At 65.8% G+C, this 26146-nt stretch carries 19 protein-coding genes; 7 read left to right on the top strand and 12 right to left on the bottom strand.

Going from position 1 to position 26146, the window contains the following annotated elements:
* Positions 1–120: 120 nt before the first annotated feature.
* From GSQ87_RS04355 to GSQ87_RS04345, 3 genes are all read left to right on the top strand, one after another.
* The gene (locus GSQ87_RS04355; protein WP_158913566.1) at positions 121–1671 is read left to right on the top strand and encodes an ethanolamine ammonia-lyase reactivating factor EutA; all 1551 of its coding nucleotides are present in this window, start codon (positions 121–123) and stop codon (positions 1669–1671) included.
* A 36-nt stretch (positions 1672–1707) separates the two neighbouring features.
* Positions 1708–3090, top strand: coding sequence for an MFS transporter (locus GSQ87_RS04350; RefSeq protein ID WP_158913563.1), 1383 nt, complete (start codon positions 1708–1710; stop codon positions 3088–3090).
* 269 nt (positions 3091–3359) lie between these two features.
* Entirely contained in the window at positions 3360–5420 is a 2061-nt protein-coding gene (locus tag GSQ87_RS04345) for a TonB-dependent receptor (RefSeq protein WP_216838989.1), read from the top strand.
* A gap of 50 nt (positions 5421–5470) precedes the next feature.
* Here GSQ87_RS04345 and GSQ87_RS04340 read toward each other — a convergent pair whose 3' ends face one another.
* From GSQ87_RS04340 to GSQ87_RS04295, 10 genes are all read right to left on the bottom strand, one after another.
* Positions 5471–6973, bottom strand: coding sequence for an ethanolamine ammonia-lyase reactivating factor EutA (locus GSQ87_RS04340; RefSeq protein ID WP_216838987.1), 1503 nt, complete (start codon positions 6971–6973; stop codon positions 5471–5473).
* Between the two features lie 29 nt (positions 6974–7002).
* Positions 7003–8187: a hypothetical protein gene (locus GSQ87_RS04335; protein WP_216838985.1), complete on the bottom strand. Its 1185-nt coding sequence runs from the start codon at positions 8185–8187 to the stop codon at positions 7003–7005.
* Positions 8184–9206 (bottom strand): HoxN/HupN/NixA family nickel/cobalt transporter, encoded by a 1023-nt coding sequence (locus tag GSQ87_RS04330; RefSeq protein ID WP_158913559.1) that lies wholly within the window; start codon positions 9204–9206, stop codon positions 8184–8186. Before GSQ87_RS04330 ends, GSQ87_RS04335 begins: the two co-directional genes overlap by 4 nt.
* Positions 9203–9745 carry a chromate transporter gene (locus tag GSQ87_RS04325; RefSeq protein ID WP_158913557.1) on the bottom strand — a complete coding sequence of 181 codons (543 nt, stop codon included), beginning with the start codon at positions 9743–9745 and terminating at the stop codon, positions 9203–9205. The genes GSQ87_RS04330 and GSQ87_RS04325 overlap by 4 nt, the downstream gene beginning before the upstream one ends.
* Entirely contained in the window at positions 9738–10334 is a 597-nt protein-coding gene (locus tag GSQ87_RS04320; RefSeq protein ID WP_216838983.1) for a chromate transporter, read from the bottom strand. The genes GSQ87_RS04325 and GSQ87_RS04320 overlap by 8 nt, the downstream gene beginning before the upstream one ends.
* On the bottom strand, positions 10331–11446 hold the full coding sequence (locus GSQ87_RS04315) for a cupin domain-containing protein (protein WP_158913555.1): 1116 nt from the start codon (positions 11444–11446) through the stop codon (positions 10331–10333). Before GSQ87_RS04315 ends, GSQ87_RS04320 begins: the two co-directional genes overlap by 4 nt.
* Positions 11447–11457: 11 nt before the next feature.
* Positions 11458–13134, bottom strand: coding sequence for an ethanolamine ammonia-lyase reactivating factor EutA (locus tag GSQ87_RS04310; protein WP_158913554.1), 1677 nt, complete (start codon positions 13132–13134; stop codon positions 11458–11460).
* Between the two features lie 69 nt (positions 13135–13203).
* A complete protein-coding gene (locus GSQ87_RS04305; RefSeq protein ID WP_158913552.1) occupies positions 13204–14187 on the bottom strand; it encodes a tripartite tricarboxylate transporter substrate binding protein in 984 nt (327 codons plus the stop codon).
* 67 nt (positions 14188–14254) lie between these two features.
* Positions 14255–14755, bottom strand: coding sequence for a tripartite tricarboxylate transporter TctB family protein (locus GSQ87_RS04300; protein ID WP_158913550.1), 501 nt, complete (start codon positions 14753–14755; stop codon positions 14255–14257).
* Complete coding sequence (locus GSQ87_RS04295; protein WP_158913548.1) at positions 14752–16272, bottom strand: tripartite tricarboxylate transporter permease; 1521 nt, start codon at positions 16270–16272, stop codon at positions 14752–14754. Before GSQ87_RS04295 ends, GSQ87_RS04300 begins: the two co-directional genes overlap by 4 nt.
* A 355-nt stretch (positions 16273–16627) precedes the next feature.
* Here GSQ87_RS04295 and GSQ87_RS04290 point away from each other — a divergent pair, with 355 nt between their 5' ends.
* Both GSQ87_RS04290 and GSQ87_RS04285 read left to right on the top strand, forming a co-directional pair.
* Positions 16628–17617: an ABC transporter substrate-binding protein gene (locus tag GSQ87_RS04290; protein WP_158913546.1), complete on the top strand. Its 990-nt coding sequence runs from the start codon at positions 16628–16630 to the stop codon at positions 17615–17617.
* 469 nt (positions 17618–18086) lie between these two features.
* On the top strand, positions 18087–18527 hold the full coding sequence (locus GSQ87_RS04285; RefSeq protein WP_158913544.1) for a nuclear transport factor 2 family protein: 441 nt from the start codon (positions 18087–18089) through the stop codon (positions 18525–18527).
* Here the strand turns inward: GSQ87_RS04285 and GSQ87_RS04280 are convergent.
* Entirely contained in the window at positions 18480–19055 is a 576-nt protein-coding gene (locus GSQ87_RS04280; RefSeq protein ID WP_254062740.1) for an alpha-ketoglutarate-dependent dioxygenase AlkB, read from the bottom strand. The genes GSQ87_RS04285 and GSQ87_RS04280 overlap by 48 nt on opposite strands.
* 210 nt (positions 19056–19265) lie before the next feature.
* On the opposite strand from GSQ87_RS04280, the gene GSQ87_RS04275 reads away from it, so the two are divergent.
* Together GSQ87_RS04275 and GSQ87_RS04270 are read left to right on the top strand one after the other, a co-directional pair.
* Positions 19266–19949 (top strand): SRPBCC family protein, encoded by a 684-nt coding sequence (locus GSQ87_RS04275; RefSeq protein WP_158913538.1) that lies wholly within the window; start codon positions 19266–19268, stop codon positions 19947–19949.
* 264 nt (positions 19950–20213) lie between these two features.
* Entirely contained in the window at positions 20214–23465 is a 3252-nt protein-coding gene (locus GSQ87_RS04270) for a glycosyl hydrolase (protein WP_158913535.1), read from the top strand.
* A gap of 124 nt (positions 23466–23589) precedes the next feature.
* Here GSQ87_RS04270 and GSQ87_RS04265 read toward each other — a convergent pair whose 3' ends face one another.
* Positions 23590–26124 carry an ATP-binding protein gene (locus tag GSQ87_RS04265; RefSeq protein ID WP_158913533.1) on the bottom strand — a complete coding sequence of 845 codons (2535 nt, stop codon included), beginning with the start codon at positions 26122–26124 and terminating at the stop codon, positions 23590–23592.
* Positions 26125–26146: the final 22 nt, after the last annotated feature.

Raw genomic sequence — 26146 nt, 5'->3', positions numbered from 1 at the left:
AGACCCTGAAGAACAACGGCGTCGAAAACCGCATGCACCCAGACTGGTACATCCCCGGCGCTAAAGTCACAAACGTCGCAGAGTAGTAGAGCCTTACCGGTCAGCAGGAACAGCACCCTCATGTCTACGGACGAGGCCGATAACGGGAGAGTCTTCTTCTCCGCGACCAAGCGCGTGATGACCGAAGAGGACGAGCTTCGCCTCCTCAGCATCGGCGTGGACATCGGTTCGGCGACCTCGCACCTAGTGTTTTCGCGCATCGTGCTGGAGCGCTTCGACAGCCGCTATGTCGTGGTCTCGCGCGAGATCGTGCACCAGTCGCGCATCCTGCTGACCCCTTACACCGCCGAGGGCCTGATCGACGCCGACGCGCTGCGCGAATTCTTCGCCGACGAATTCGCCTGGGCGGGGCTGACGCCCAACGACGTGGACACCGGCGCCCTGGTCTTGACCGGGGTGGCGGTGCGCCGTCGCAACGCCCGCAATATCGGCGAGTTGTTCGCCGGCCAGGCGGGCAAGCTGGTGGCGGTGAGTGCAGGCGATAACCTCGAGACCATCATGGCCGCCCACGGTTCCGGCGCGGTCTCCCGCTCCATCCGCGATGCGACCACGGTGATCAATGTCGACATCGGCGGCGGCACCTCCAAGATCGCCGTGTGCGTCAAGGGCGAGGTGATCGACCTCACCGCCGTGGACATCGGCGCCCGGCTCGTGTGCCTGGACGGCGAGGGGCGCGTGGTCAGGCTGGAAGAGGCCGGCCGCAAGCTGGCCGTCGACCTGGGTGTCGAGCTCGCCATCGGCCAGGCCCCCGGACCGGGCGTGCTTGACCGGCTGGCCGACCACATGGCCGACCGGCTGATGGACGCCATCCAAGGGACGCATGTCGAGGGCGCGGCCACCGACCTGCACCGCCTGGCGCCCCTGTCGGGCCCACACTCGTTCAGCGTGATCAGCTTCTCCGGCGGGGTGTCGGAATATCTCTACGGCCGCCAGCAGGGCCAGTTCGGCGATCTCGGGCCCCGGCTCGGCGCGGCGATCCGCAAGCGCGTGGACACCCTTGGGCTGGAGCCCCAGGTCCCGGCGGAAACCATCCGGGCCACGGTGATCGGCGCCTCGCAGTACACCGTCCAGGTCAGCGGCAGCACCATCTACGTCTCCTCCGACGACGCCCTGCCCCAGCGCAACCTCCCGGTGGTGGCGGCGAACCTGCCGTTGGCCGAGGAGGTGCTTTCCCCCCGCGCCATCGCCACCGCGCTCAAGACCGAGTTCGACCGGCTGGACCTGTCCACGGTCGACGGGCCGGTAGCGGTCTTCATCCGCTGGCAGGGCTCGGCCACCTTCCACCGGCTCGACGCCCTATGCCGTGGACTGCTGGAGGGTTTGCAGGCCAACCTGTCTCAGGGCCATCCCCTGGTGCTGGTCGGCGACCAGGATCTCGGCGGCCTGATCGGGATGCACTTTCGCGAAGAGCTGAAGCTTTCCAACGCCATCCTGTCCATCGACGGGCTCGACCTGAAGGCCTTCGACTATGTCGACATCGGCTCCATCCTCGCCGGTTCGGGCGCGGTGCCGGTGGTCATCAAGTCCCTGATCTTCCCGGCCAGCGAAGGCGTGGGTCGGACCTGGACGCCCCAACGCGCCGATGCGGAGGCTCTCGTCTCCAGCGAATAACCGGCCGACGACAACAAGAAAACCAAGGGATGGAACATGGCGACCGATGTCGTAGACATCACCAAGCTCGTCAACGAACAGAAGCTGGGCTGGCTCTGCGTCCAGGTCATCGGTCTGACCTTCCTGGTCATGCTGTCCGACGGCTACGATCTTTCGGCCACGACCTACGCTGCCGACGGGGTCATGCACGCGCTGAAGATCAAGCATGCCGCCATGGGCGTCGTCTTCAGCATGGGCCTGTTCGGCATGTTGTTCGGCGCCCCCGCGTTTGGCTTCCTGGGCGACCGGTTCGGACGCAAGCGCGCCATCATCGCCGCCAGCCTGATCTATGGCGTCTTCAGCCTCGCCTGCTCCCACATCACCGCCTTATGGCAGTTGGAGGCGTTTCGCTTCATGGTCGGCGTGGGGCTGGGCGGCCTGCTGCCCAACGTGACGGCGCTGAACCAGGAATTCTCGCCCCGGCGGCTACGGGCCACCTTCACTGTCCTCACCTTTCTGGGTCTCACATTCGGCGGTCTGGCGCCGGCGCTGATCAGCACGGTCGTGCCCCCGCAGCAGTGGCGGATGTTGTTCGTCATCGGTGGCGCGGCGCCGATCCTGATCGCGCCGGCCCTGATCCTCTGGCTGCCGGAGTCGATCAAGTTCATGGCCCTGCGCGGCGGACACGAGGCGAAGATTCGCCGTCTGGTCACGCGGTTGAAGCCGGGGCTGGAGCCGCCGATCGGCGCCACCTTCATAGTCGAAGAAACAAATGCGCGACGCGGGTCCGCCGCCGACCTGTTCAAGGGCGGCCGCCAAGTCGTGACGCCGCTGCTATGGGTCGCCTTCGCCGCCGCCCTGATGGTCAACTTCTTCCTGAACAGCTGGATGCCGACCTTGATGCGCGAAGCCGGCCTGTCCGCCGGACGCGCGGCGCTGGTGGCGTCGATGTACTATTTCGGTGGGATCGCGGGCGGCCTATCGATCGGGCGCGTGCTGGACAGGTTCGGCCGCATTGGACTGGTGGCCTTCTTCGCCCTGGCCATCCCGGTGGTGGCGGCGATCGGCACGCCGCACCTGTCGCAACCTGTGCTGATGGCGCTGGTCTTCCTGTCCGGCTACGCGGTCCTGGGGTCCCAGCTTGGGCTGAGCGCGTCGGCCGGGATGATCTATCCGACCGCCATCCGATCCAACGGCGCGGGCTGGGCACATGGGGTAGGACGTCTAGGCGCCATCGCCGGCCCCATGGTCGCCGCCCAACTGCTGGCGGCCCATCTCTCACTGCGCGAGCTGCTGCTGGTTCCAGCCGCACCGTTGAGCGTGGGCGCCCTGGCGACCCTTGGCATCGCCCTGTTCCACCGCGATCCCAAGGAGGATGGCCAGCCAGCCGAGAAGCCGACGACGGAGGCGATCGGCCCCGTCATGCTGAGCGCAAGCTAGAGAAGGCCACGTTCCCCTGGATTCGCCATTTCATAAATGTTCGAGCCGCACAACAACGGCCGAAGCGTGGTGGGAATTCATCTCGAGAGGCCATCCCCAGCGGCAACTTCCACTCTAGCATGCGCAGGACCCTTGCACTTCTATCCTTCGTCGGCCTGATGAATGCACAAGCCGCCGCTCAAGCGCATTCGACCGATCAGGAATCTGGAAGCGCCAAGGAGAAAGGCGTCACAATCGGGAAGGTCGCGCCTGCAGTCGCTCAAAACAGGGTGTCCCAAGTCATCGTGACGGCGTCCCGATCCGATCTGCTCGGTATCGCGCTCACCGCCAGTCAAGGGAGCGTCACGCAAGAGGAGCTCAAGCTGCGGCCGGCCTATCGCGTGGGTCAGTTGTTGGAGACCGTCCCCGGCCTCGTCGTGACCATCCACTCCGGCGAAGGAAAGGCCAACCAGTATCTGGCGCGCGGCTTCAACCTGGATCACGGCACCGATATCGCCAACTTCTTTGACGACATGCCGATAAACCGGCCGACCAACGCGCATGGTCAGGGCTATTCCGACCTGAACTTCATCATCCCGGAACTTATCGATACCCTGGATTACACTAAGGGAACCTATTATCCGTCCGTAGGCGATTTCGGCGCGGTGGCGTCGGCCCATATGCATCTGGCCGACATTATTCCCAATCAAATCTCTCTTGCCGGGGGAACCCTCAACGACGACGAGATCTATCTAGGCGGAACAAAAATATTCAATCCCGACGACCGCTTGCTGGCCGCATTTGACCTCAGCCATGTAGACGGGCCGTTCACCCACTCCGATAATTTTCAGAAATACGCCGGCGCCCTGCGCTATAGCCACGGCGTTCCCTCGAATGGCTATGATCTGACCCTGCTCTACTATCATGGCGCCGGGAATTTCACGACCGACCAGCCCGCCCGCGCCGTACAGGAGGGCCTGATCGACCGGTTCGGGACGCTTGATCCCAGCGACGGAACCCACAACGAGCGCTTGAGCCTCTCAGGCCACTACGCAACCGAAGGCGACGATTGGCGCTTTACCAGCAACGCCTACTTCGTTCATAGTAAACAGACGCTCTGGAACGACTTCACCCATTTCCTGGACGACCCGATCAACGGCGACCAGGAACAACAGGACGAAAATCGCGACACCGCCGGCGGCGCGACCGCCCTGAGCTTCGATCACAGGTTCGGCTCGCTTTCGACACGAACCACGATCGGTATCCAGGCCCGCTACGACGACATCTACATCGACCGGCGCCACACCAAAGGGCGAATGGTCCTGGATTATTGCGAGGAAGAACAGCCGTCAGGGCCGGCCGTCGCCTATTCGATCGGCGACACGGCGTGCAGCGAGGACAGGGTGCAGCTCGCCGATATCGGTCTCTACCTGGAAAACAGCACCCGTTTCACCAACTGGCTTCGCGCCGATATCGGCGTGCGGGAGGAGTACTACCGCGGCTACGACCATAGCCTGCTTCCCGGTTTCGACGGCACATCCAACTTTGACGGCGCGCGCAGCCAAACCCTGCTGCAGCCGAAGGGAAACTTCGTCTTCGGGCCCTGGGCGAGCACGGAGTTCTACGTCAGCGCCGGACGAGGTTTCCATTCCGACGACGTGCGCGGCGTCACCCAGACCGTGCCGATCCAGGGCGTTCCGGCCGCGGCCGGGGCCACGCCCTTACTGGTGCGGGCGGACAGCGAGGAGGTCGGCCTCCGCAGCGATCTCGTTCCCAAGGTCAAGGTGCAGATCGCCCTGTTCAACGTCAACCTGCAGTCCGAGCTGATCTACGACCAAGACGAAGGGCAGGACCAGGCCAGCGCACCCAGCGAACGCGAGGGCGTGGAGCTATCGGCGCAGTACCACCCTTTCGCCTTCCTGGAATTGAACGCCGACCTCACCGCCAGCCACGCCCGGTTCGTCGGCGCAAACCTGCCCGCCTTCGGGCTCAACGGAAACCATATCCCCAACAGCCCCGGCTTCATCGGCTCGGTCGGGGCGATCCTCGACAATCTCGGCCCCTATTATGGTGGCCTGGAGATACGCGCGCTCGGCTCATATCCGCTGACCGCGGACAACACGGCGAAGGACGCCGGCTATACGGAGACCAATGTCACGTTGGGCTACAAGATAAACCAGGGCTTTAAGGCCGAAGTTCAGATTTTCAACCTATTCGACGTCCAGGCCAACTCGGCCGCCTACTATTATACATCGCGACTACCGGGCGAACCCGTCGAGGGGATGGCGGATTACCAGGATCATCCCCTGGAGCCGATCTCGGCCCGCTTCAAGATCACCGCTACATTCTAGGCCGACGCCCTGGAAGTCGCGGTGACGCGGCGCGGCGGCTCGGCGATGCGTCAGGAGAACAGCAGCGACTTGATCACCACCGGGGCCACGCCGGACGGCTGCAGCACCTCGCCGATGTCCACATAGTCGAGGTGCTGCAGGTTCACGCCGTCGATCGCGACGAGCTGACGATCGAAGCCTGGCTGGCGTGAAATCAGACGCCCCAGCGAACCGCCGACGTCGCCGTCGATAATCAGAAACAGCGGTGGATCGGACGCCTGAGCCGGCGCGGCGAAGATGGCCACCGCCCGGGCCACCGCCTCCAGCCTGAGATATTCGGGCGGCGCATGCCAGCTAAAGGCCAGGGCCAGCCGGGCGTGTGGGGTCTGGTCCATGCGCGCCGCACCCCGGACGAAGGCCTCGGCTATGCCCGCGACATCGATCTCGCCCGACAGGTCCAGTTCGGCGCGCACGACCGGCAGGTTGCGGGCCGGCAGGGCGGAGGGGTCGGGCAGATGGATGGTCTTGCCGCTGACTTGGACGGTGAATTGCGACGCCCCGATCACGGTGGCGCGGATGCGTTCGGACGGCTCGACCAGCGGGATCGACAGGCCCCGCATGCGCTCGACCACCGCCTGGGCCAGGTCGGCGGCGATGTCGCCATGGCCCTGGACCTCGTGGCCGAAGATGTACTCGGCCACCCCGCCCGAGACGGTGACGAAATCGGGCTCAAAGGTGCGGTCGAGCGGTTCAGTGAGTTGCAGCGCCTGGCCCAGCGCATCCATCGGCGCGCCCGTGATCCGGTCGATCACCACCTGGGCCAGGCGCTTCGCCAGGCTTCGGCGGACCTCGGCGGAGTCGAATCCGCCGGGCGTGGCGTCAATGCCTAGGTCGGCGGCGCCCAGCCGCGCGGCGTCGTCGATACGGGTCCAGGCTCCCGCTGCGTCCTGGGCCACCAGCCGTCCCCCGACCGCGAACGCCGACACGCTCAGCACCTCACCCTTGTCGATCAGGGCCAGCTTGGTGGTGCCGCCGCCGATGTCGACGTGCAGTCCTCGCCGTCCGCGGCGCCGCGAGAAGCCGACCGCGCCCGAGCCGTGGGCGGCCAGGATGCACTCCAGCCTGTGGCCGGCGGTGGCGCAGACGAACTTGCCGGCCTCCGCGGCGAACAGTTCGTCGATGGCGCGGGCATTGCTACGCTTGATCGCCTCGCCCGTCAGGATCACCGCGCCACCGTCGACGTCTTCCGGCCGCAAGCCGGCCTCGGCGTAGGCGCCTACCAGGAACGCTTGAAGTGCGCCGGCGTCGATGGTCCCGTCGGGCAGGAAGGGCGTCAGCAGGATCGGCGAGCGCCAAAGCACCGCCCGCTCGATCACCACGAAGCGACTGGACAGCGCCTCGGCCAGGCGCTGCAGCACGACGCGCGCGAACATCAGGTGCGAGGTCGAGCTGCCGATGTCGATGCCGACGGTGGTCAGCTCGACGGTGTCCTGCTCGCGGATGGCGCGGGCGATCTGGGCCCGGTCGTCGTCCGATATCTCCTCGTGTTCGTGATCGAACTCGGCGTCGTGCATGCAGTCTTACCCTTACGGCGCGCCGGTCATTAGACCGACGGGCCGGTGGTGGTGGGCTGCTGGATGACCCCGGTCAGCCGGTCCTGCGGCAGGGCCAGGATCGCGGGCTCGTCGAACACCTCGCCCATCTCGGAGGGGACGCCGGTCTCCTTGATCGCCTCCAGCCACTTGCGATGCACGCGGGGGTCCTGTTCCTCGTATTCGATCTGGCGACCGCCCTGGGAGACCGACTGGGCGAACAAGCCCTCGGCGCTCTTGCGCCTGAGCGAGATGAACGGATAGCGGCGACTGCCCAGGCTGCAGGCCAGGTAGCGCGCCGGCTGGGGCGAGGTGTTGAAGTGTTGGTGGAACATCCAGAACGGCGGCGTGTACATGAAACCGTGCTTCCACGGGATCTGCTTGAACTCGCTGTCGCCCTCGAACCAGAGCAGGGTGTAGCCCTCCCCGTCCACGGCGTGGACGTGGGTGCCGGCGGCGTGGCGGTGGGCCTTCTTGTAGCGGCCCTTGGGGATGGCCGAGACGTGGGCGTGCATGGTGCCGTCGGCCAGGACGAACATGACGTTGGACGAGCCCTTGCCCCGCGCCTCCAGCTCGTAGAGCTTGAAGCTGGTCAGGTCGTGGACGAAGTTGGTCTCCCACAAGTTCTGCACCACCGCCTTTTCGCTCGACGCGAACGAGATGTGCTCGCCCTCGCCCTCGAAATAGCCGGCCGCGCCAACCCGCTCGGGGAAGTCGAACGGGTTGTCGAACACGAAGTTCAGGTTGTGGTAGAGGTTGATGGTGATCGGCGCGTCGTTGGTGCACGACAGCCGCACCGGCTCAGCGCCCTGGGCGTTGAAGATCTGGTACTTGCAGTTCAGCGGGATGGCGAACAGCGCCTTGGGTCCCCACTCGAAGGTGCTGGTGGTCCCGTCGGCGTGCCAGACCATGGTCGAGCCATAGCCCGCCAGTACAAAGCAGAACACCTCGTACAGGTGACGGATCGGGCGGGTCTTGCCGCCGGGCGGGACCTCCAGCACGTAGTTGGCCATGAAGTCGCCCATGCCATGGGTGTGGGCGAAGCAGCCCCGCGCGCCGTAGCGCTCCCAGGGACCGGTCTCCAGGCTCAGCAGGTCGTGGCCGAAGTCCAGGTGGATGGGGATGCCCTCGCCTTCCGCCCAATCGCGATAGGGATCGAGCAGCACCCGGGCCTTGACGGGGTCTTGCACAGTCATATCGAGGACTCCTTGCCGTTCTGGACCTTGGCCAGGAGGGCCGCCGCCCCCCACAGCAGGGCGAACACGGCCACGATGGCGGCGCCCATGATTTCCGTATGATCGCTAAGTTGGCCGACAAGGCGCCAGAACCGGCCGCCCAGTTCGACGCGCGAGCGCAGCAAGTCCAGCAGCTCGATCAGGCCGACGCCGAACGCCAGCAGCACCGAGAGCGCTGTAACCGTGCGGTTGTAGTAGAGCTTGCGCTTCGGCTTCACGAGCGCCCAGGCGTAGGCCTTGAGCATCATCACCGAGTCGATGCTGTCGAGCAGCGACATGCCGGCCGCGAACAGGGCCGGAAACACCATGATCGAGCTGATCGGCGTCGATCCCGACGCATGGGCGGCTGACAGGCCCAGCAGACCCACCTCGCTGGCGGTGTCGAAGCCCAGGCCGAACAGCAGGCCCACCGGCGCCATCCGCCAGCTGCTCGACACGAAGCCGAGCACCGGCTGGATCAGCCGTCCGAGCAGACCTCGCGGCTGCAGGTCGTCGTGGTGGTGGCCCGATGTGCGCCGGCGGCCTCCGCCGAACAGGGCGCCCAGGTTGGCGGTGGCCACGGTGAACAGGAAGCTGGCCGAGACCAGCGCCCCGGCCACAGCCCCGAAGGTCTGCAGCGCGCCCAGGTGCGCCTGCACCGTGGTCGAGGCCAGGGCGATACAGATGCAGGCCGCGACGACCACGGTGGAATGCCCGATGGAGAAGAAGAAGCCCACGCCTACCGGCCGCCGTCCCTCCTGCACGAACTTGCGGGTGACGTTGTCGATGGCGGCGATGTGGTCGGCGTCCAGGGCGTGACGGAGTCCGAAGGTGTAGGCCAGCATGGCCAGGCCCAGCATGGCCGGGCGACCGTGGAAGGCGCTCCACGCCCAGCCCCAGGCCGCCAGGTTGGCCAGGGCCAGCGCCGCCAGCAGCCAGGTCGCGCGCCGGTTGGCGGCGGCGTCGCGACCCAGGTCGATGTCGATGTGCAGGCCCGTCATGCCAGCCGCCAGAAATGGCCGATGGCCAGGAAGGAAAGGGCCCCAGCCAGGATCATCAGCAGCGGGTTGATCTTGCTGAACACGAGAACGCCCGTCACCGCCAGCGCCACCGCCCAGGCGACCCAGCCGCCCTCCAGTGCGCGCATCAGGTTGTAGGAGGAGGCGAGCAGCATGCCCGCCGCGATCGGCGCCAGGCCGCGCTCCACGTGGACCTGCCAGGGCGCGCCGCGCTGGCGCTCCCAGATGTGCGCCACGCCATAGACCAGCAGCGAGGACGGCAGGAAGATCGCCACCGCCGCCGTCACCGCCCCTAGCCAGCCGTAGGCCTTCCAACCGACGAGGCTGACGATCAGGGTGGTGGGTCCCGGCGCCATGCGGGTCAGCACATAGTCGCTCAGGAACTCGGAATTGGAGACCCAGTGATGTACGTCGACGCTCTGGTGGCGCACATCGGTGAGCACCGCCTGGCCACCGCCGAACGCCAGCAGCGACAGCGGCGTGAACACCAGCATGAGCTGAACGAGGGGATGGTTACGCATCGCGGCGCCCCTGCCAGAACTGGTAGCCGACGCTGATGGGGCCGAGCACCAGCACCACAGGGATGATCGACACCCGCAACAGGCCCGCCGTCACGAAGGTGGCCGCCATCACCAGACACGGCGCCAGCTTGCGCAGGCTGCGCCGTCCGGCCCGTAACGCCATGGACAACGACAGCCCGATGGCCGCCGCCGCAGCGCCCGCAAAGCCCAGATGCGCCAGGTGTCCGTGGGCGAAGCTGTTGAAGAAGCCCGCCAGGCAGGCGATCATCGCCGCCGCCGGCAAGATGATGCCCAAGGCCGCGATCAACGCCCCCAGGCTCCCACCCAGCCGGTAGCCGACCCAGATGGCCAGGTTGACCACGTTCACACCCGGCAGGGCCTGGGACATGGCCATGCCCGTCAGGAAGTCGTCGGCGGTCATCCAGCCGCGCCTGTCCACGATCTCGCGCATCATCCAGCCGGCGATGCCGCCTCCGAACGCAGTCGTACCGATGCGCGTGAAGGCGGCGAACAGCTGCACCAGGCCGACCTTGGCCGTCGACTCCGGATCCGCCTGGGCAGTTGGAGAGGATACCGGGGGCGAACTCACGACGCCTTCGGCAGGTCCGCCAGTTCGGCCTGATAGGCCTCCGCCATGCGCGGCTCCAGCCCGTGCTTGGCTAGCGCCTCGGTGAACAGCTGGCGCACGATCGGCGCCTCGTCGGCATAGTCGATCTGGTCGCCGCCCAGTCGACGGCTGATCCAGGCCTTAGGCACGCCCTGGGCGTTACGGATCGAGACCACCTCGTGCTTGAACGCCAGGTAGCGGGCCGGGGTCACGCCGGTGTTGAAGTGCTGGTGGAACCAGAGGTTCGGCGGCACCACCATGGAGCCCACCTCCCAATCGTAGCGCTTGGGCTCCTCGCCCTCGGGCCACATCAGCGAATAGCCCTCGCCACTCATGATGATGACGTGGGCTCCGGGACCGTGGGCGTGGCCCTTCTTGTAGGTGCCGATCGGGAACTGCGAGATGTGGCTGTTCATCGATCCCTTGGCCATGTTGAAGCGGATATGGCCGCCGCCGGCCCCGCGCTCCTTGGCGCTGATCAGCGGCAGGTTGATGGCGTCGGCCACGAAGTTGGTCTCCAGCAACAGGCCCTTCTGCTCGCCCTTGTTGGCGAAGTATTCCGGGTCGCCGGAGAACCGCTCCTTGAAGTCGTAGGGGGTGTTGAAGACGAAATTCAAGTCCTCGTACAGGTTGATCACCGCCGGCCCATTGGTCACCGCCACGAAGCGCGCGACCTCCTTGCCCGATCCATTGAAGTGCTGATGGTTGGCGTTCAGCGGGATGGCGAACAGCGAGCCCTTGCCCCACTCGAAGCTGAGCTTCTGGCCGGCTTCGTTCCACACCGTGGTCGAGCCGCGCCCGTCGAGCACATAGATCATCTCCTCGAACAGCTGGCGGTGCGGGGCGAGCTGGCCGCCGGCCGGGATTTCGCAGACATAGCAGTCGTTGGAGGTGCGCGAAGCCTCGTGGTTGATGTAGATGCCGCGCCCGCCGCGGCGCGCCCAGGGCTTCAGCTCCACCCGGTTCAGGTTGCGCACATAGTGGGCGCTGATGATGTCCAGCCCCTCGTCGCGCACCCAGCGCAGGTAGGGCGTCTCCTTTTCGGTGGCGAACTTCTTCGCCATGTCCTCGGATACGATTGCTTCCTTAGCCATAACGCTCGCCTTCAACTGGGGTGGGGATGGGAGTGTGAATGGGGGTGGTGATGCCCGTGCGCATGGGCCTTGGCGTGCGCGGCTTCCGCCGAGGATTCCGGTCCGCCGTTGAACACCAGCGACTTCACCGTGACCGGCACCGTATTGGACGGCAGTCGCACCTTGCCGATGTCGATGTAGTCGAAGTCCCACAGCGCCACGCCGTCGATGACCAGGACCTCGTTGGCCAGGCCGATGTCCTCGCGCAGCACCGAGCCGAAGGTGCGACCCAGATCAGCGTCGAGCACGAGGTACAGCGGTCGCCCGCTGGCCAGGGTCTTCGGCAAAGCGCGCGCTACACCTGACAGAAAGGCGCGGATACGCCGGTAAACCGGGTCGCCCCGCCAATGGAAGGCTAGGGCCACGTCCTGTTCGCCCTCGATCAGGTCGAAGCTCTCGAAGCGCCTGGCGACGGCCTGCGCCACGATCTCGGAATCGATCTCGCCGTCCAGCACCACGTCCGGACGCAGCACCTGGAGGTTATGGCGCGGCAGCAAGGCGCCTCGATCCGAGACGAAGATGGTGTTGCCGCTGAGCTGGACGGAGTATTCCGAGGCGCCGATGGCGGTTGCGCGGATACCTTCCTGCGCCTCCAGCAACGGCCACGCCAGGGCGCCGGCGTCCAGCCGCCACCGGATCGCCTCGCCCAGCCGCCGCCCCATGTCGCCGAAGTCGCGCGTCTCGCGGCGGTAGACATATTCCGCCACCCCGCCCGAGAACATCAGCCCCTCGTAACGGCCGCCCTCGGGCAATAGTGCGGTGAGGAACAGGTCGGAGGCTGCATTCTCGGCCCAGGGCGCGCGCAGGGCGGCGACCAGGGTGTCGGCCATGCTGTCGGCCAGCCGGTCCATGTCGTCGGGCGAGATCACATCGCCGAGCGCCCAGGAAAAGCCGGAGCGACGGGCCAGCCGCGCGCCGCCGGGATCGAGCCGGACCAGACGCCCGGTCTCGTCGACCGCCAGCAGCCGGCCGCCGATGTGCAGGGCGGCGGTGGCCAGCACCTTGCCGCCTTCGGTCAAGGCCAGCTTGGTGGTGCCCCCGCCGATGTCGACATTCAGGATCGGCAGGCCCTGGTCCGCCGAGGCGCGCGCCGCCCCCGAGCCGTAAGCCGCAAGCGTCGCTTCCATGTGGTGGCCGGCGGTGGCGCAGACGAAGTCGCCGGCGTGGTCGGCCAGGATCTTGGAGATGGCCTCCGCATTCTCCCGCCGCAGCGCCTCGCCAGTGAGGATCACCGCCCCGGTGTCCACCTGTTCCGGGGTCAGCCCAGCCCCGGCGAAGGCATCGTCGATGATCGCGCCCAGCGCCGCCTCATTGATCCGCAGATCGCTCTCGAACGGCGTCAGCGTCACCGGCGACATGTAGACCGCTTCGCGCGAGACCACGACGTAGCGGCTGGACAGATCTTCGCCGGGCCGGCGCATATGGATGCGCGAGAAGATCACCTGGGCGCCGGACGAGCCGATATCCACACCGACGCTGAGCAGTGTCACATGGTCGGCGATCCAGATCGGATTGTCCTCCAGCGCCTGGTCGGGGAACTGGTCGTGATCGTGGTCCGCCTCGCCGCCCAGGTGGCTGTGATCCAGCTCCAGGCCGTAGGCGTGGTCGGTGATCTGGTGGACGGAGGGGCGTGGCGGGGCGTCATCCATCAGAAACACCGTCCCTCGGCCGCTCGTCCGCGGCCGGACTCCCATCGCCGGGACATGGACGCGCGCATCCTAGAGCCGATCCCCCATGACCTTCTTCCAGTGGCCGATGAAGGCCATCTGCTCCTTCAGCGCCTGCACCGTCTGCTCGGGCGACTCCGAGGTCAGGTTGGCGCCGTTGCGCTGCGCCCAATCGACCACGCCCGGGCTCTTGAGCGCCTTGTCGAGTGCGGTGGAGAGCACGTTCTTGATGTGGGTCGGCAGACCCGGGGGGGCGGCGACAGGGCGGAGCTGGCTGATCTGGACCAGGTCGGGCTGGCCGAGCGCGGTAGCGTCCGCGACGCCCGGGATGGAGCTCTTGGTCTCGAACGAGGCGATGATGCGGATCACCTTGGCCTTGGCCAGGCTGTTCATGGCGGTGAGTGAACAGACCGCCGCGTCTCCGTCGCCGCGGGCGGCCGCCACCAGGTACTCGCTGGTGCCCTTATAGCCGGCGATGATTTCCGAGCGGATACCCAGCATCTCCGTGGATATCAGGGTGCCGGCCCGGCCCGTGGAACCCGGCCCGGTGGAGGTGAACTTGACCGGCCGCTTTTTCGACAGGGCGACGAGGTCGGCCACTGATTTGATCGGGGAATCCGCGCCGACGGCGATGCCGTAGGGGTCGCGGCCCATGTTGCCGAGCCAGGTCATCTTGTTCAGGTCGTAGCCGGCCGTCCCCTGCAGCATCTGCAGCACGATGGCGCCGGGGATGCTGACCACGCTGATGTTGTAGCCGTCCGGGCGGGCGTGGAAGAGCTGGCTGGTGGCCTTGCCGCCGCCAGCGCCGTCTATGTTGAGCGGGATGATGTTGCTCTTGTGCGGCAGAAACTGCTGCATCGGCTCCAACAGGATGCGGACATAGGAGTCGAAACCGCCACCGGGCGCGAAAGGAATGATGAAGTTGATGTCGCGCTGGGGGAACAACGTGGCCCCTCCGGCCGAACACCCCAACAGCATGGCCGTCCCGCCGTATCCGGCCGCGGTCAGTAGGTCTCTGCGTGTAGGTGCGTTCATGTCCAATTCCTCCACCGGCGCCTGAAGGCGCGCTTCTGATTCGTTCGGGCGGCGCGGATACCCGTGGCTAGAGCGCGCCCCCGAAAATCAAACCGGGATAAAGTTGCAGTCTCAACAGCACAGCGAACAACAACCAGATGACCAGGGTGGCTCCGGCGGCGATGGCGGCGCTCAGCAGCGGCTCACGCCGATTGGCCAGCATCAGGGCGATGAAGATCATCAGCGGCGCGGCCAGCAGGATGCCGATGGACAGAAAGCCGACCACCAGCAGCACGACCATGCCGATCCCCGACTTCAGACCGAAACGCGGTTCCAGTGTGTCCGCATCGCCCTGGAGTTTGAGGCCTGAAGGGTTGAGCGCCCGCATTAGACCCTGACCGAAGGCGCCGCCGGTGCGCGAGATCAGGTCCAGCGAGGCCAGCCCCAGGGTCGCCCACCCCACCAGCACCGGCATGGCGCGCGCAATTGGGGGAAGTCTATAGGTCAGCACCAGGAAGCCGACCGCGAACAGCCAAGCGAACAGGGCGGGCAGGTAGTGGACCCAGCGGGTGGCGAACAGGGTTTTCATGACGGCCGGCGCTCCGGATAGGCGACCGTCCGCGGGAACAGCCGTTTGAGGGTCGAGCGCAGCGGGGTGAGCAGCAGGGCGCCGGCGATGCAGGCGACCAGGATCAGGCAGATGTAGCGGGTGAAGAACACGGCCAGCGACCCATCGGACATCGACATGGTCTGATGAAAGTTCCGCTCCAGCCCCGCGCCCAGCACCAGCGAGATGACGATGGGCAGACGCGGATAGTCGAGCCGCGACATGGCGTAGCCCAGAATGGCGAACACGCCCGACAGGATCACGTTCTCGATCGTCTGGTCGACCGCCCAGGACCCGATGAAGGCCACCGTCATCACCACCGGGGCCAGCTTCTTGGCCGGCAGCAGGGTGACCATGGACAAGGGCCGCACGAACAGCAGGCCGAGACCGCCGGCCAGCACGCAGGACGCCGTGAGCGCCCAGACCAGGCCATAGATTTCCTTCTGGTTGTTGATCAGCATCAGCGGTCCCGGCTGCATGCCGTGCAGGACCAGGATGCCGAGGAACACCGCCATCTCCGCGCCGCCGGGGATGCCGAAGGCGATGGTGGGGATCAGAGCGCTGCTGTCCTTGGCGTTGATGGCCGCTTCGGGCGCGATCACGCCCTGGATGTTGCCCTTGCCGAAGCTGTCGGGGTCCTTGGAGACCTGGACGGTCAGCGAATAGGACAGGAAGGAAGCGACCACGCCGCCGACTCCAGGGACCGCGCCCACCACCGTGCCGATCAGCGACCCGCGCAGGACGGTGGGCCAGTGCTTGAAGGTCTCCAGCAGGCCGTCGGTCAGGCGGGTGATGCGCACGCCAGACGCCGAGCCGGAGATCACCCCGCCCTTCATCCACAGCTTGATCATCTCGGCGCCGGCGAACAGGCCGATCAGGGCGGGCACGAGGTGGACGCCGTCCCACAGGTACTGAACGCCGAAGGTGTAGCGCACGGTCCCGGTCACCTGGTCGAAGCCGACGAAGGCGATCATCAAGCCGACGCCGCCAGCCACCAGGCCGCGCAGCATCTTGCCCCGCGAGGCGGTGGCGACCATCACCAAGCCAAGAATTGACAAAAGAAAGAATTCTGGCGGCCCGAAGCTCAGCACCAGCCGCTTGGACAGGGGCAGGACCGCCAGCAGCGACACCGTCCCGATCAGGCCGCCGATAGCGTTGGAGCTGGCGGCGGCTCCAATGGCCAGACCGGCCTTGCCTTGTTGGGCCAGAGGATAGCCGTCCAGGCAGGTCGCCGCGTTCGGCGCGGAGCCTGGAGTATTCAGCAGGATGGCCGAGATCGACCCGCCCATCGGCACTGCGCCCATCACTCCACCCGACAGGGCCAGGGCGGTGATCGGATCCAGCCCGTAGGTGAGCGGCATAAGGAGGGCGAGCGCCGTGGTGCCCCCCAGCCCGGGCACGGCGCCAAACACCAGGCCCATGATCATGCCAAGGGACAGGAACAGCAGCTGCTTGAAGTGGAGAAGGCTTTGGAAACCGTCCAACCAGGCGTTCAGCACGGCGTGGCTTCCTCGCGTCGGCCATGTCCGGCCTTACGGGCCGTCCGATCCCCTGGGGACGCGTCGCCGCCAGCGTATTCCACAACGCGGCGGCCCAAAACGCGGCTTGCGATTGTCCCGGCCTGCTTAGTCGAGGGCATCGGACCTCACGATTGCGGTTCGCTTTTGGGCGATACGCGAACAAAAAAGCTCGTAAACGAACTTTATCATTGGGCGTGTATCCTCTGTCAAGGCGACGCAGCCGGGCCGACCGGAGGAAGGCGGCCGTAGGGACAGACGTGCGGTTGCGGTTTTCGGCGGATGGCCCTTTACATTGGCGACGCGATGCCCGCCCTTCCGCCTAAAGAGGTGAACGATGTCGAAGCTTAACCTTTCGGTGGCCATCGGGGACTACGACAGGATGCGGCCCCTCGTGGATGGGTCGGTGCAGATAGATGCCGTCAATGCCCAAATAATGCTGCTTGAACCGGAGGAAATATTCTTCCGTGCATTCAGGCATGGTGAATTTGACATTTGCGAATTGTCGATGAGCAGCTATTGCGTCAAGACCGCAGCAGATGCTTGTCCTTACATCGCCGTGCCGGTGTTTCCATCACGAGCCTTCAGGCACACCTCGATCTACGTCCGCACCGATCGTATCCGGCGCCCGGAGGACCTCCACGGCAAACGGATCGGACTACCGGAGTACCAGCTGACCGCGAATGTCTGGGCCCGCCTGATCCTTGAAGAGGATTATGGCCTCAAGGCCTCGGACGTGACCTGGGTGCGCGGCGGCTACGATCAGCCGGACAGGATCGAGAAGATCGCGCTCGACCTGCCTTCGGACGTCCGCCTGGAGAACGCTCCAGCGGGTGCGACGATCTCCGACATGCTGGCCGATGGCGAGATAGACGCCCTCATCGGCCCCCGGGCGCCGTCCTGCTTCTATAGAAAAGCCCCGCACGTGGGCTATCTCTTCCCCGATCCACAGAAAGCCGCGGCCGACTGGTACGCGCGCACGCGGATTTTCCCCATCATGCATGTGCTGGGCGTCCGAAAAGACGTGGCTGAAGCGCATCCATGGCTTCCGGCCGCCGTCGTCAAAGCCTTCGAGCTCTCGAAGACACAGGCGTTGGAGAAGCTCAGCGACACATCCGCGACTAAGGTGACGCTACCGTTTGTAGAAGAGCGGCTCGCTGAGGCAAGACAACTGATGGGCGAGGACTTCTGGCCCTATGGCTTAGAGCCGAACCGCCAGACCCTCGAACGCTTTTTAACGCGACACCATAGCGAAGGCTTATCCTCCAGGCTTTTAAGACCCGAGGAATTGTTCCACCCCTCCTCAACTGAAAGCCATAAGATTTAGATCAACACTGCGCGATTGCTGGTTGATCAGCATCGTCCATGCAATGCCATCAACACGCAAGCTGGCGCGTCCACGGAACGTAGATGGACTTCGCGCCTTCGCCTTATGGAGCAGAAGCTAAGGAGCCAGCATGAGCCCGCGGAAGCCCGACGAAAATGGCTCGCCTCCGGCGCCCGCCCAGGGTCCCGATCGAACCAAACCTGACGCGCCACGCCGGATTAAGAAGCCTGAAGATGAGACCGCCGTCGCCAATGCAAGCGGAGAAGCCGAGGGGGCCGAGCGCACATCCGACGGGCAAAGCGACTTTTGAAAGACCCCCTCCCCCGTTTGGTTCGCTGCTCGGCGGATCTGCGTCAGACCCTGGCCGTTGAGCGGACGCCTCTTTCGGAGCAAACAGAGCCACGCCCCCCGTGCGCTGAGACCCACGCTGTGATGTATGGGCCGTACGACCGGTATGAGGAGCGAGCGCATGACCACGGCGGAGAACGCGATCCGCGCCCGGCGGCGGTTGACCAACAAGATCATCGCCAGCCATCAGGCCGCGCGCTTGCGCCCCTTCCTCCATCCGGAGGTGAAGCTGATTGCAGGTGACGGCGCGCTGATCGCTGGCGCGGACCAGGTGATCGACGCCTTCGCCGCCCAGTTCCGCGAGCCCGGCTTCATCAGCTATGTGCGCACCTGCGACACCGTCGCCGTCGATCAGGAGGGTCGACGGGCTGCGGAAAACGGCCGATGGGTCGGGGCCTGGAAAGCGTCCCAATCGACGCTGTCGGGACTCTATCTGGCGGTGTGGCGCAAGTCCGTGGGCCAGTGGACCATCGAGTCCGAGCTTTACGTCACCCTCTCGAGCGTCGCGCCGCTTTCAGACCACCGGACGCCTCAGGGTGCGGAACGTGATCGAGAACCGTAACGCGTCGACCTCGGGCAGACTGTGCTCCCATTCCGTGCGGGACGGCCCGCGCAGCAGGTAGGCCGAGCGCGGCTCGACCGCAACCGAGACGCGCTCCCACCCGCTCCCCCTGCGCCGCCGAAAGCGCAGCACGCCCCGCGCACCGAGCGACAGCGCCACGACATCCTCGAACTGGGGCCGGTCGCGATGCCAGCCGATCCCTGCCCCCGCGGCGTACCGGTTGATCAGGACCTGCCCAAGCGCGTCCGGCGCCAGGCCCGCGAAGCTGGCGGCTATGCGCCGGGCCGGCTCCAGGAAGGCAGGGATCTGGTCGGCCTCCAGCAGCTTGCCGCGGTCGAAGTCGTAGCGCCAGCCAAACGACACCACCTCCCTTCGGCCGACAAACCCCCTGAACCTGAACGGCTCGAAGTTGAGATCGGCGAGCTTGTCGACCAGCTCATCAGCCTCTGCCTGGGACAGCACCTCGGGCTGGTGCACGAAGCCCAAGGGCAGGCGAGGATCGGCTTCGAACAGACTCGGCTGAGGCAACTGCATCCTTCGAATTTAGGGGCGCGGCTGTCCCGACGCCATGCAGCAACGCCGCCGGCTTCCGCGGTCGCGGCGAGGACGCTCACGCCCGACAGCAGGCGTCCATCGCAGGACATGTCCGCAATCCACAATCATTGGCCAGCGGCAACACGACGCCACCCCATTGCTGATATCACGTCATAAGTTTCCTGACATAACGACGTTTTCCTCATGGAGGATCTGGGCGCACATTCCGCTGGCGCCAAGGAGGAAGCCTTCATGAGACCCCAAACAAAAGCCGGCGTTCGCCAGGCCCTTTTCGGATCGGCGCTGGCCGCCCTTGTGCTCGCCGTAGCACCCGTCTGGGCTCAACCCCGTCAAACTCACGCCAACTCAGCAAAGGCGATCCATATGACCATGCAGCACGACCTTGCGACCCGCGCGAAGGAGATCCACTGGCCCGCGGGCTTCGACCCGGAAAAGGCCGACCTCTTCTCGCACAATTCCCTTTTGATCCATGCGACCTGCGAAAAGATCTGGGGACATATCGTCGATGCCCAAGCATGGCCGCAATGGTATCCGAACTCCAAGAACGTCAAGCTCCTGAATGGGGCCAAAGTCCTTGGCGACGGTACGACATGGCGCTGGGAGACTTTCGGGCTGCCGTTGGAGAGCAAGGTCCACGAATATGCTCCCGACACCCGCCTGGGCTGGTATGGCTATGCGCCGGGCGCTCAACCGAGCTTCTACCACACTTGGTATCTGACTCCGCAAGGCTCGGATTGCTTGGTGATCATGGACGAAGTCGGCATCGGCAAGGATGCAGCTAACCTGCGCCAGACCGATGAGAGTTTGATGCACCGCGGCCATGATCTTTGGCTGGCGACGCTGAAGTGGGTCGCCGAGGGACAGTGACCCGCTTAAGATGGCGGACGGCCTCCAACCCAAAAAACGGCGGTCCGCCCTCCAGCAGGGAGGCGTGCGCAGCGTCGCGGCACGCCGAAGTGTGGGCATGGCTTCGTGACGATCAAGGTGGACGCGATCACGTGACGCCGGCGCATCGTCTCCGCTGGAGGTGAGGTGACGACCTCGTCGAGCCGCCATACGACGTCAGCCCTGTACTTCTCCGAAGCGACCGTTACGTTTCGCCGACTATATACGTTTTGGGGGAATGAACCGGTGACGTCGAAGCGCTTGCTCGCCTTGGTCCTGTTTGCATCGGCCGGGGCCGTTTCCGTGGCGCATGCCGCCACGCTCGCCCAGAAGCCCTCACAAGCCCCCACCTCGCCGTTCACCGGCTTAAAGTATCGCCTGGTGGGACCGTTCCGGGGCGGTCGCGTCACCGGGGTCGCGGGCGTGCCGGGCGATCCGTCCACCTACTATTTCGGCGCGGCGTCGGGCGGACTGTGGAAGACCACCGACGGCGGCGTGGTCTGGAAGCCGCTGTGGGACGACTTCCCCGAGGCCTCGCCCGCGGTGGGCGCAATCGCTGTGGCGCGGTCGGACCCCAAGACGATCTACGTCGGCACCGGCGAGATCAACATCCGCGGCAACGTCCTCACCGGCAATGGGCTCTACAAGTCCACCGACGCGGGCAAGACCTGGCGCTTCTCGGGCCTGCGCGACAGCCAGGTGATCGGGCGGATCATCGTCGACCCGACCAACCCCAATATCGTCTTCGTGGCCGCCCTGGGCCACACCTTCGGCGAGAACGAGGAGCGCGGCGTCTTCAAGTCCGTCGACGGCGGCGCGACCTGGAAGAAGGTGCTCTATGTCGACCGCAAGACCGGCGCCTCGGACGTGGCTTTCGACCCATCCAATCCCAAGGTGCTCTACGCCGGCATGTGGCAGGCCTACCGCAAGCCCTGGATCATGGAGAGCGGCGGTCCCGGCAGCGGCCTGTACAAGTCCGTCGACGGTGGCGAGACCTGGACCCGGCTGAGCGGCGGCGGCCTGCCCGAAGGCATCCTCGGCCGCATCAACGTGGCCCCGACCCCGGACCCCAAGCGCGTCTACGCCATGATCGAGGCCAAGCACGGCGGCCTGTATCGCAGCGACGACGGCGGCAAGACCTGGGCCCTGATCAACGACAAGAACGACTATCGCCAGCGCGCCTGGTACTTCAACACCGTGTTCGCCGACCCGAAGAAGGCCGACACCCTGTATGTGCTCAACACGGGACTCTATCGTTCCACCGACGCAGGCAAGACCTTCAAGACCCTGCATCCGCGCCACGGCGACAACCACGAACTGTGGATCGACCCCACCGACACCCGCCACATGGTCGAGGGCAACGACGGCGGGGCCAACGTATCACTGGACAACGGCGAGACCTGGTCGTCCGAGCTGAACCAGCCGACCGCCCAGTTCTACCACATCGCCGCCGACGACCGGTTCCCCTTCCACATCATGGGCGCCCAGCAGGACAACACCACCGTGGAGACCGCCACGGCCGGCCGCTCCGGAGTGGGCCTGGAGGACTGGTACGAGGTGGGCGGCGGCGAGAGCGGCTATGTCGTGCCCGATCCGACCGATCCCGAGATCGTCTACGCCGGCGGCTACGACGCGGAGATCACCCGCTTCGACCATCGCACGGCGACCTCGCGCCAGATCACGCCCTGGCCGCGCAACACCATGGGCTGGGCGCCGCAGGATCTGAAATACCGCTTCCAGTGGACCGCCCCGATCATGGTGTCGCGCCACGCACCGCACGCCCTGTACTTCGGCGCCCAGGTGCTGTTCCGCTCACTGGACCAGGGGGACAGCTGGACGGTGATCTCACCGGACCTGACGCGCAACGACAAGACCAAGCAGCAGTCCTCCGGCGGCCCGCTGACCAAGGACAACACCAGCGTCGAGACCTACGGGACCATCTTCTCGGTGGCCGAATCGCCGGTGCAGAAGGACCTGATCTGGACCGGCAGCGACGACGGCCTGATCCACATCACCCAGACCGGCGGCGGCGTCTGGGCGGACGTCACGCCCAAGGCCATGCCCGAATGGGCGACGGTCGATATGGTCGAGGCCGATCCCCATGCGCCCAGCACGGCCTACGTCGCCGCCGACCGCCACCGCCTGGACGACTTCAAGCCCTACGCCTTCCGCACCGAGGACTTCGGCAAGACCTGGACGCCGATCGCCAACGGCATCCCCGAGGGCGCCTATGTCCACGTCGTGCGCGCCGATCCCGCGCGCAAAGGCCTGCTGTACGCCGGCACCGAGCAAGGGGTGTTCGTCTCGTTCGATGACGGCGCGCGTTGGCGCCCGCTGCGGCTGAACCTGCCGGTGGTCCCGGTGCACGACCTGGTGGTGCACGGCGACAGCCTGGCGGTGGCCACCCACGGCCGCTCGTTCTGGATCATCGACGACCTGTCGCCCGTCCGGCAATGGTCCGAGGCGGCGGCTGGCGAAAAGGCCCACCTGTTCCGACCGGCGGCGGCCAACCATACCAGCTTCGGCGGCCGTGGCGGCGGCGAGGGCGACCCCAGTGCGCCCAACCCGCCGACCGGCGCCCAGGTCTTCTACACCCTCGCCGCCTCCGTCGGCTCCCCGCGTCCTGCCCCCGGCGCCGAATCGGACAAGGACAAGAAGGACGGCGACGAGAAGGCCGAGAACAAGAAGGACGGCGGCCACAAGGACGCCAAGCCCGATCCCTGGGCCTCGCGCCTGAAGATCGAGATCCTCGACGCCGGCGGCCATGTGGTCCGTACCTTCCCCACGCCCAAGCCGCCGGTGGCCGACGACGCCGATGAGGATGAAGACGAAGGTCCTCGCAGCCCGAAGGCGGTGAAGCTGTCGCACTTCGCCGGGTTGAATTCGTTCGCCTGGGACCTGCGCTACGAGAGCGCCGTCGCGATCCCGCACTCACCGCTCTGGGCGGGCAGCGTCGCCGGCCCGAAGGCCATGCCGGGCCGCTACCAGGTGCGCCTGACCGTGGACGGCGCCAGCCAGACCCAGCCGCTGGAGATCGTTGCGGACCCGCGCGAGACCATCACCCCGGAGCAGTACCGCAAGCAGTTCGAACTGCACTCAGCCATCGACGCCGAACTGACCACGGTGCACGAGGCGGTGCTCGACATCCGGGCCGTACGTGACCGCATCCACGAAGCCGTCAAGGCGTCGGCGGCCAAGCCTGACGCCAGCCAAGTCGCCGCCGCCGCCGATGCGCTGGACCGCAAGATGACCGGGATCGAGGAGGTGCTGATCCAGCCGCGCGCCCACGCATCGGAGGACGCGCTGAACTATCCGGTCCAGCTCAACAACATGCTAGCCGCGCTCGGCAATCTGGTCGGGAGCGGAGATGCAGAACCGACCAGTCAGGACCAGCAGATGTTCGCCGAGTTGAAGGCCAAATCCGACCAGCAACTCATGGCGTGGCGGACATTAAAGACGAACGACGTTCCGGCCTTCGACAGGCTGACCGGAAAATAGTCGTCGGTCGCGCCCTTGCAACTACCGCCATGGGCTGGGTGGGATCTTTCGGCGGGGCAGCCCCCTTCCCTCAATCGACACCCCTTACCGTAGGGGGCATTTCGCCTGACAGAGCCGCCTCCCCTTAGGCTGCGACCTCCTGCTGGCATGTTTCAGACAGGGCGGCGTTGATCGCCTCAAACAGGGCGGAGGCGGTGAACGGTTTGGCCAGATGCAGGTCCGCTCCGGCGGCTATGGCGCTCACGACGTGCTCGGGAAGCGCGTTGGCGGTGAGCATGATGATCGGCGTGCGTTCGGCGCCCCGATCGTCCTCAAGCCGGCGAATCTCCTCAATGGCGGTCAGCCCGTCCATGACCGGCATCTGCATGTCCATCAAGATCAGGTCGAACCGGCGCTTGCGGACCATCTCCAGCGCCTGCGCGCCATCCTCCACGGAGGTCAGTTCAGCCAGCCCGCCATCGAGCATGAGTTCGACCACTTTGCGATTGGTAGGATGGTCGTCCGCGAGCAGGATGTGCAGCGCCTCGCCAGATGGCGCGTCGGTCACATCCTCCACAACGGGCCCAATCTCGTCGGACGCGGCTTCCATCGGCAGCTCCAGCCAGAAGCGCGAACCGCGCCCGGGCGTGCTGTCGCAATCCAGAACGCCGCCCATCAAAGCCGCTAGCTCGCAACAGATGGATAAGCCCAATCCTGTCCCGCCGAAGCGGCGCGTTATGGAATTGTCGGCCTGCTGGAAGCGGCCCAGCACCTTGGGCTTGTCGGCCATGTCGAAGCCGACGCCGGTGTCGGTGACGCAAAACCGCGTCCGGCCCAGGGCGGTCCGGTCGACGGCCAGGGTGATCTCGCCCCGCTCGGTGAACTTGGCGGCGTTGCTGAGCAGATTGGTCACCACCTGACGGACCCGCACGGCGTCGCCGATCACCACCTCGTCCACCTCCGGCGCGACTCTAACGGTCAAGCGCACACCCTTTTCGTCACATTTGAGCTGCGACAAGGCCGCCGCCGCGCGCACCATCTTACTGATGTGGAACGGCGCTGCCTCAACGGCGATCTTGCCGGATTCGATGCGGGCCACATCCAGGATATCGGACAACAGTCGCTGCAGCGTGTCGCCGGAGGATCGGATAATCTCGGCCATCTCCCGCGCTTTCAGCGGCAAGTCGGCGCGAGCCAGCATCTCCGCCACCGCCACAACCCCGTTTAGCGGCGTGCGGATCTCATGGCTCATGTTAGCCAGAAAGGTCGATTTGGCTTCCGCAGCAGCTTGGGCGGCCCTCTCCGCGGCGATCAGCGCAAGCTCCTGGCGCTTTCGCTCGTCGATGTCGAGGAGCAAGCTAATGGTGCGCCGCCAGCGGCCACCGACATCCTTCTCGATCTCGGTGCAGATCCTCATCCACCGCTCCGCCCCGTCGGGCCGCAGGATACGGACTTCGATCGGCTCGCACGGAGCGCCGATCAGCCACCCGTGGACGGCGGCTGTGACCTGGGACGCGTCCTCGCGATGCACGAAGGGCCAGACCGTCTGCCGGGCTTCCGGATAGGTGAGCGAACGTCCGACCAAGTCTACGAAATGCGGGGAAACCCAGACGTTTTGGTCATGGTAATCGACCTCTACAACGACGGCCTCCGCCGCCCGTAACGCGACCTTCAACCGCTGAGCCAACGCTTCCGCATCCCCCTGGGCCTGCTGGCTACGGACCTCGCTCTCGAGCGCCGCGTCCCGCGCCCTTACCAACTCAGTCGTGTTCTGGGAAATTCCATGAACAATGTGCAGACCACCCTCAATCGCCTCGGCGCGGACATGGACGCGCGCATGAATCCAACCCTCACTATCGCTGCGTAGCCTGTGGCTGAACCCGCCGGAGGCGCCGTCCATGATCGCAGCCCCCATGACCGCGCGCATTACGGGGAGATCCTCCGGATGGCAGAGCGACAGGACGCCCGCTCCCGTCTTCATGGTGGTTTCGTCGCTCACCAGCGCCTCTAACCATTCCGCGCTCCACCTGAGCGCATCGGTCCGTGGATCATAAGACCAGGTGCCGACGCCCGCGGTCTCCGACAGTAGCGCGCGTTCCTCCAGCGCCTGTCGTGCGAGCGCCTCGCTCGCCCTGAGCGCTTCCTCGGCTTGCCTGCGCTCGATGGCTATCGCGGCGAGCTGCGCTGCGGCCGTAATCGATTGGATGTCCTGTGCGCTCGGCGTGCTCGGCTGGCCTTGATACATGGCGAATGTACCAAGCGTGCGGCCGGTTGAGCCGATGATCGGTTCCGACCAGCAAGAGCGTAGGCCCGCTTGCACAGCGATCGCGGTGAATGTGACCCACCGGGGATCGGTCAGAATGTCTTCAGCGATAGCGCGACGGCCCGTGTAAGCCGCCGTGCCGCAGGACCCAATGTCAGGACCGATCGCCAAGCCATCGACGGCGGCGTTGTAGAAGGCAGGAAGGCTTGGGGCGACCGCGAGTTGCAGATGCGTACCCGCGTCATTGAGCAGGAGAACGCTGCAAAGAAGTTCGGGATGCTCGGCCTCTATGCCGCGAACAAGCGCTTCAAGCGTCTCCAGCAAGCTCACACCGGTGGCCAGGAGCGTCAGGGTGGAGGTTAGCGTCGCGTCACTAAGCCATCCACGTTGATCCATGGTACGGGCTTGAGCGGGCATGATTGATGCTTCCGAGATGGGT

Source organism: Caulobacter sp. S45 (assembly GCF_009765965.1).
In the GTDB taxonomy this organism is placed as follows: domain Bacteria; phylum Pseudomonadota; class Alphaproteobacteria; order Caulobacterales; family Caulobacteraceae; genus CAHJWH01.
Note: the sequence above shows the minus strand (reverse complement) of the source record. Positions and strands in the feature narration are given on the sequence as shown.

Bases quoted from the DNA above. Each gene is read 5' to 3' on its own strand.
- GSQ87_RS04300 (WP_158913550.1), bottom strand. From the start codon at position 14,755: ATGAAAACCCTGTTCGCCACCCGCTGGGTCCACTACCTGCCCGCCCTG.
- GSQ87_RS04275 (WP_158913538.1), top strand. From the start codon at position 19,266: ATGGAGGATCTGGGCGCACATTCCGCTGGCGCCAAGGAGGAAGCCTTC.
- GSQ87_RS04330 (WP_158913559.1), bottom strand. From the start codon at position 9,206: ATGACGGGCCTGCACATCGACATCGACCTGGGTCGCGACGCCGCCGCC.
- GSQ87_RS04335 (WP_216838985.1), bottom strand. From the start codon at position 8,187: ATGACTGTGCAAGACCCCGTCAAGGCCCGGGTGCTGCTCGATCCCTAT.
- GSQ87_RS04325 (WP_158913557.1), bottom strand. From the start codon at position 9,745: ATGCGTAACCATCCCCTCGTTCAGCTCATGCTGGTGTTCACGCCGCTG.
- GSQ87_RS04315 (WP_158913555.1), bottom strand. From the start codon at position 11,446: ATGGCTAAGGAAGCAATCGTATCCGAGGACATGGCGAAGAAGTTCGCC.
- GSQ87_RS04290 (WP_158913546.1), top strand. From the start codon at position 16,628: ATGTCGAAGCTTAACCTTTCGGTGGCCATCGGGGACTACGACAGGATG.
- GSQ87_RS04305 (WP_158913552.1), bottom strand. From the start codon at position 14,187: ATGAACGCACCTACACGCAGAGACCTACTGACCGCGGCCGGATACGGC.
- GSQ87_RS04340 (WP_216838987.1), bottom strand. From the start codon at position 6,973: ATGCACGACGCCGAGTTCGATCACGAACACGAGGAGATATCGGACGAC.
- GSQ87_RS04355 (WP_158913566.1), top strand. From the start codon at position 121: ATGTCTACGGACGAGGCCGATAACGGGAGAGTCTTCTTCTCCGCGACC.
- GSQ87_RS04310 (WP_158913554.1), bottom strand. From the start codon at position 13,134: ATGGATGACGCCCCGCCACGCCCCTCCGTCCACCAGATCACCGACCAC.
- GSQ87_RS04285 (WP_158913544.1), top strand. From the start codon at position 18,087: ATGACCACGGCGGAGAACGCGATCCGCGCCCGGCGGCGGTTGACCAAC.
- GSQ87_RS04265 (WP_158913533.1), bottom strand. From the start codon at position 26,124: ATGCCCGCTCAAGCCCGTACCATGGATCAACGTGGATGGCTTAGTGAC.
- GSQ87_RS04350 (WP_158913563.1), top strand. From the start codon at position 1,708: ATGGCGACCGATGTCGTAGACATCACCAAGCTCGTCAACGAACAGAAG.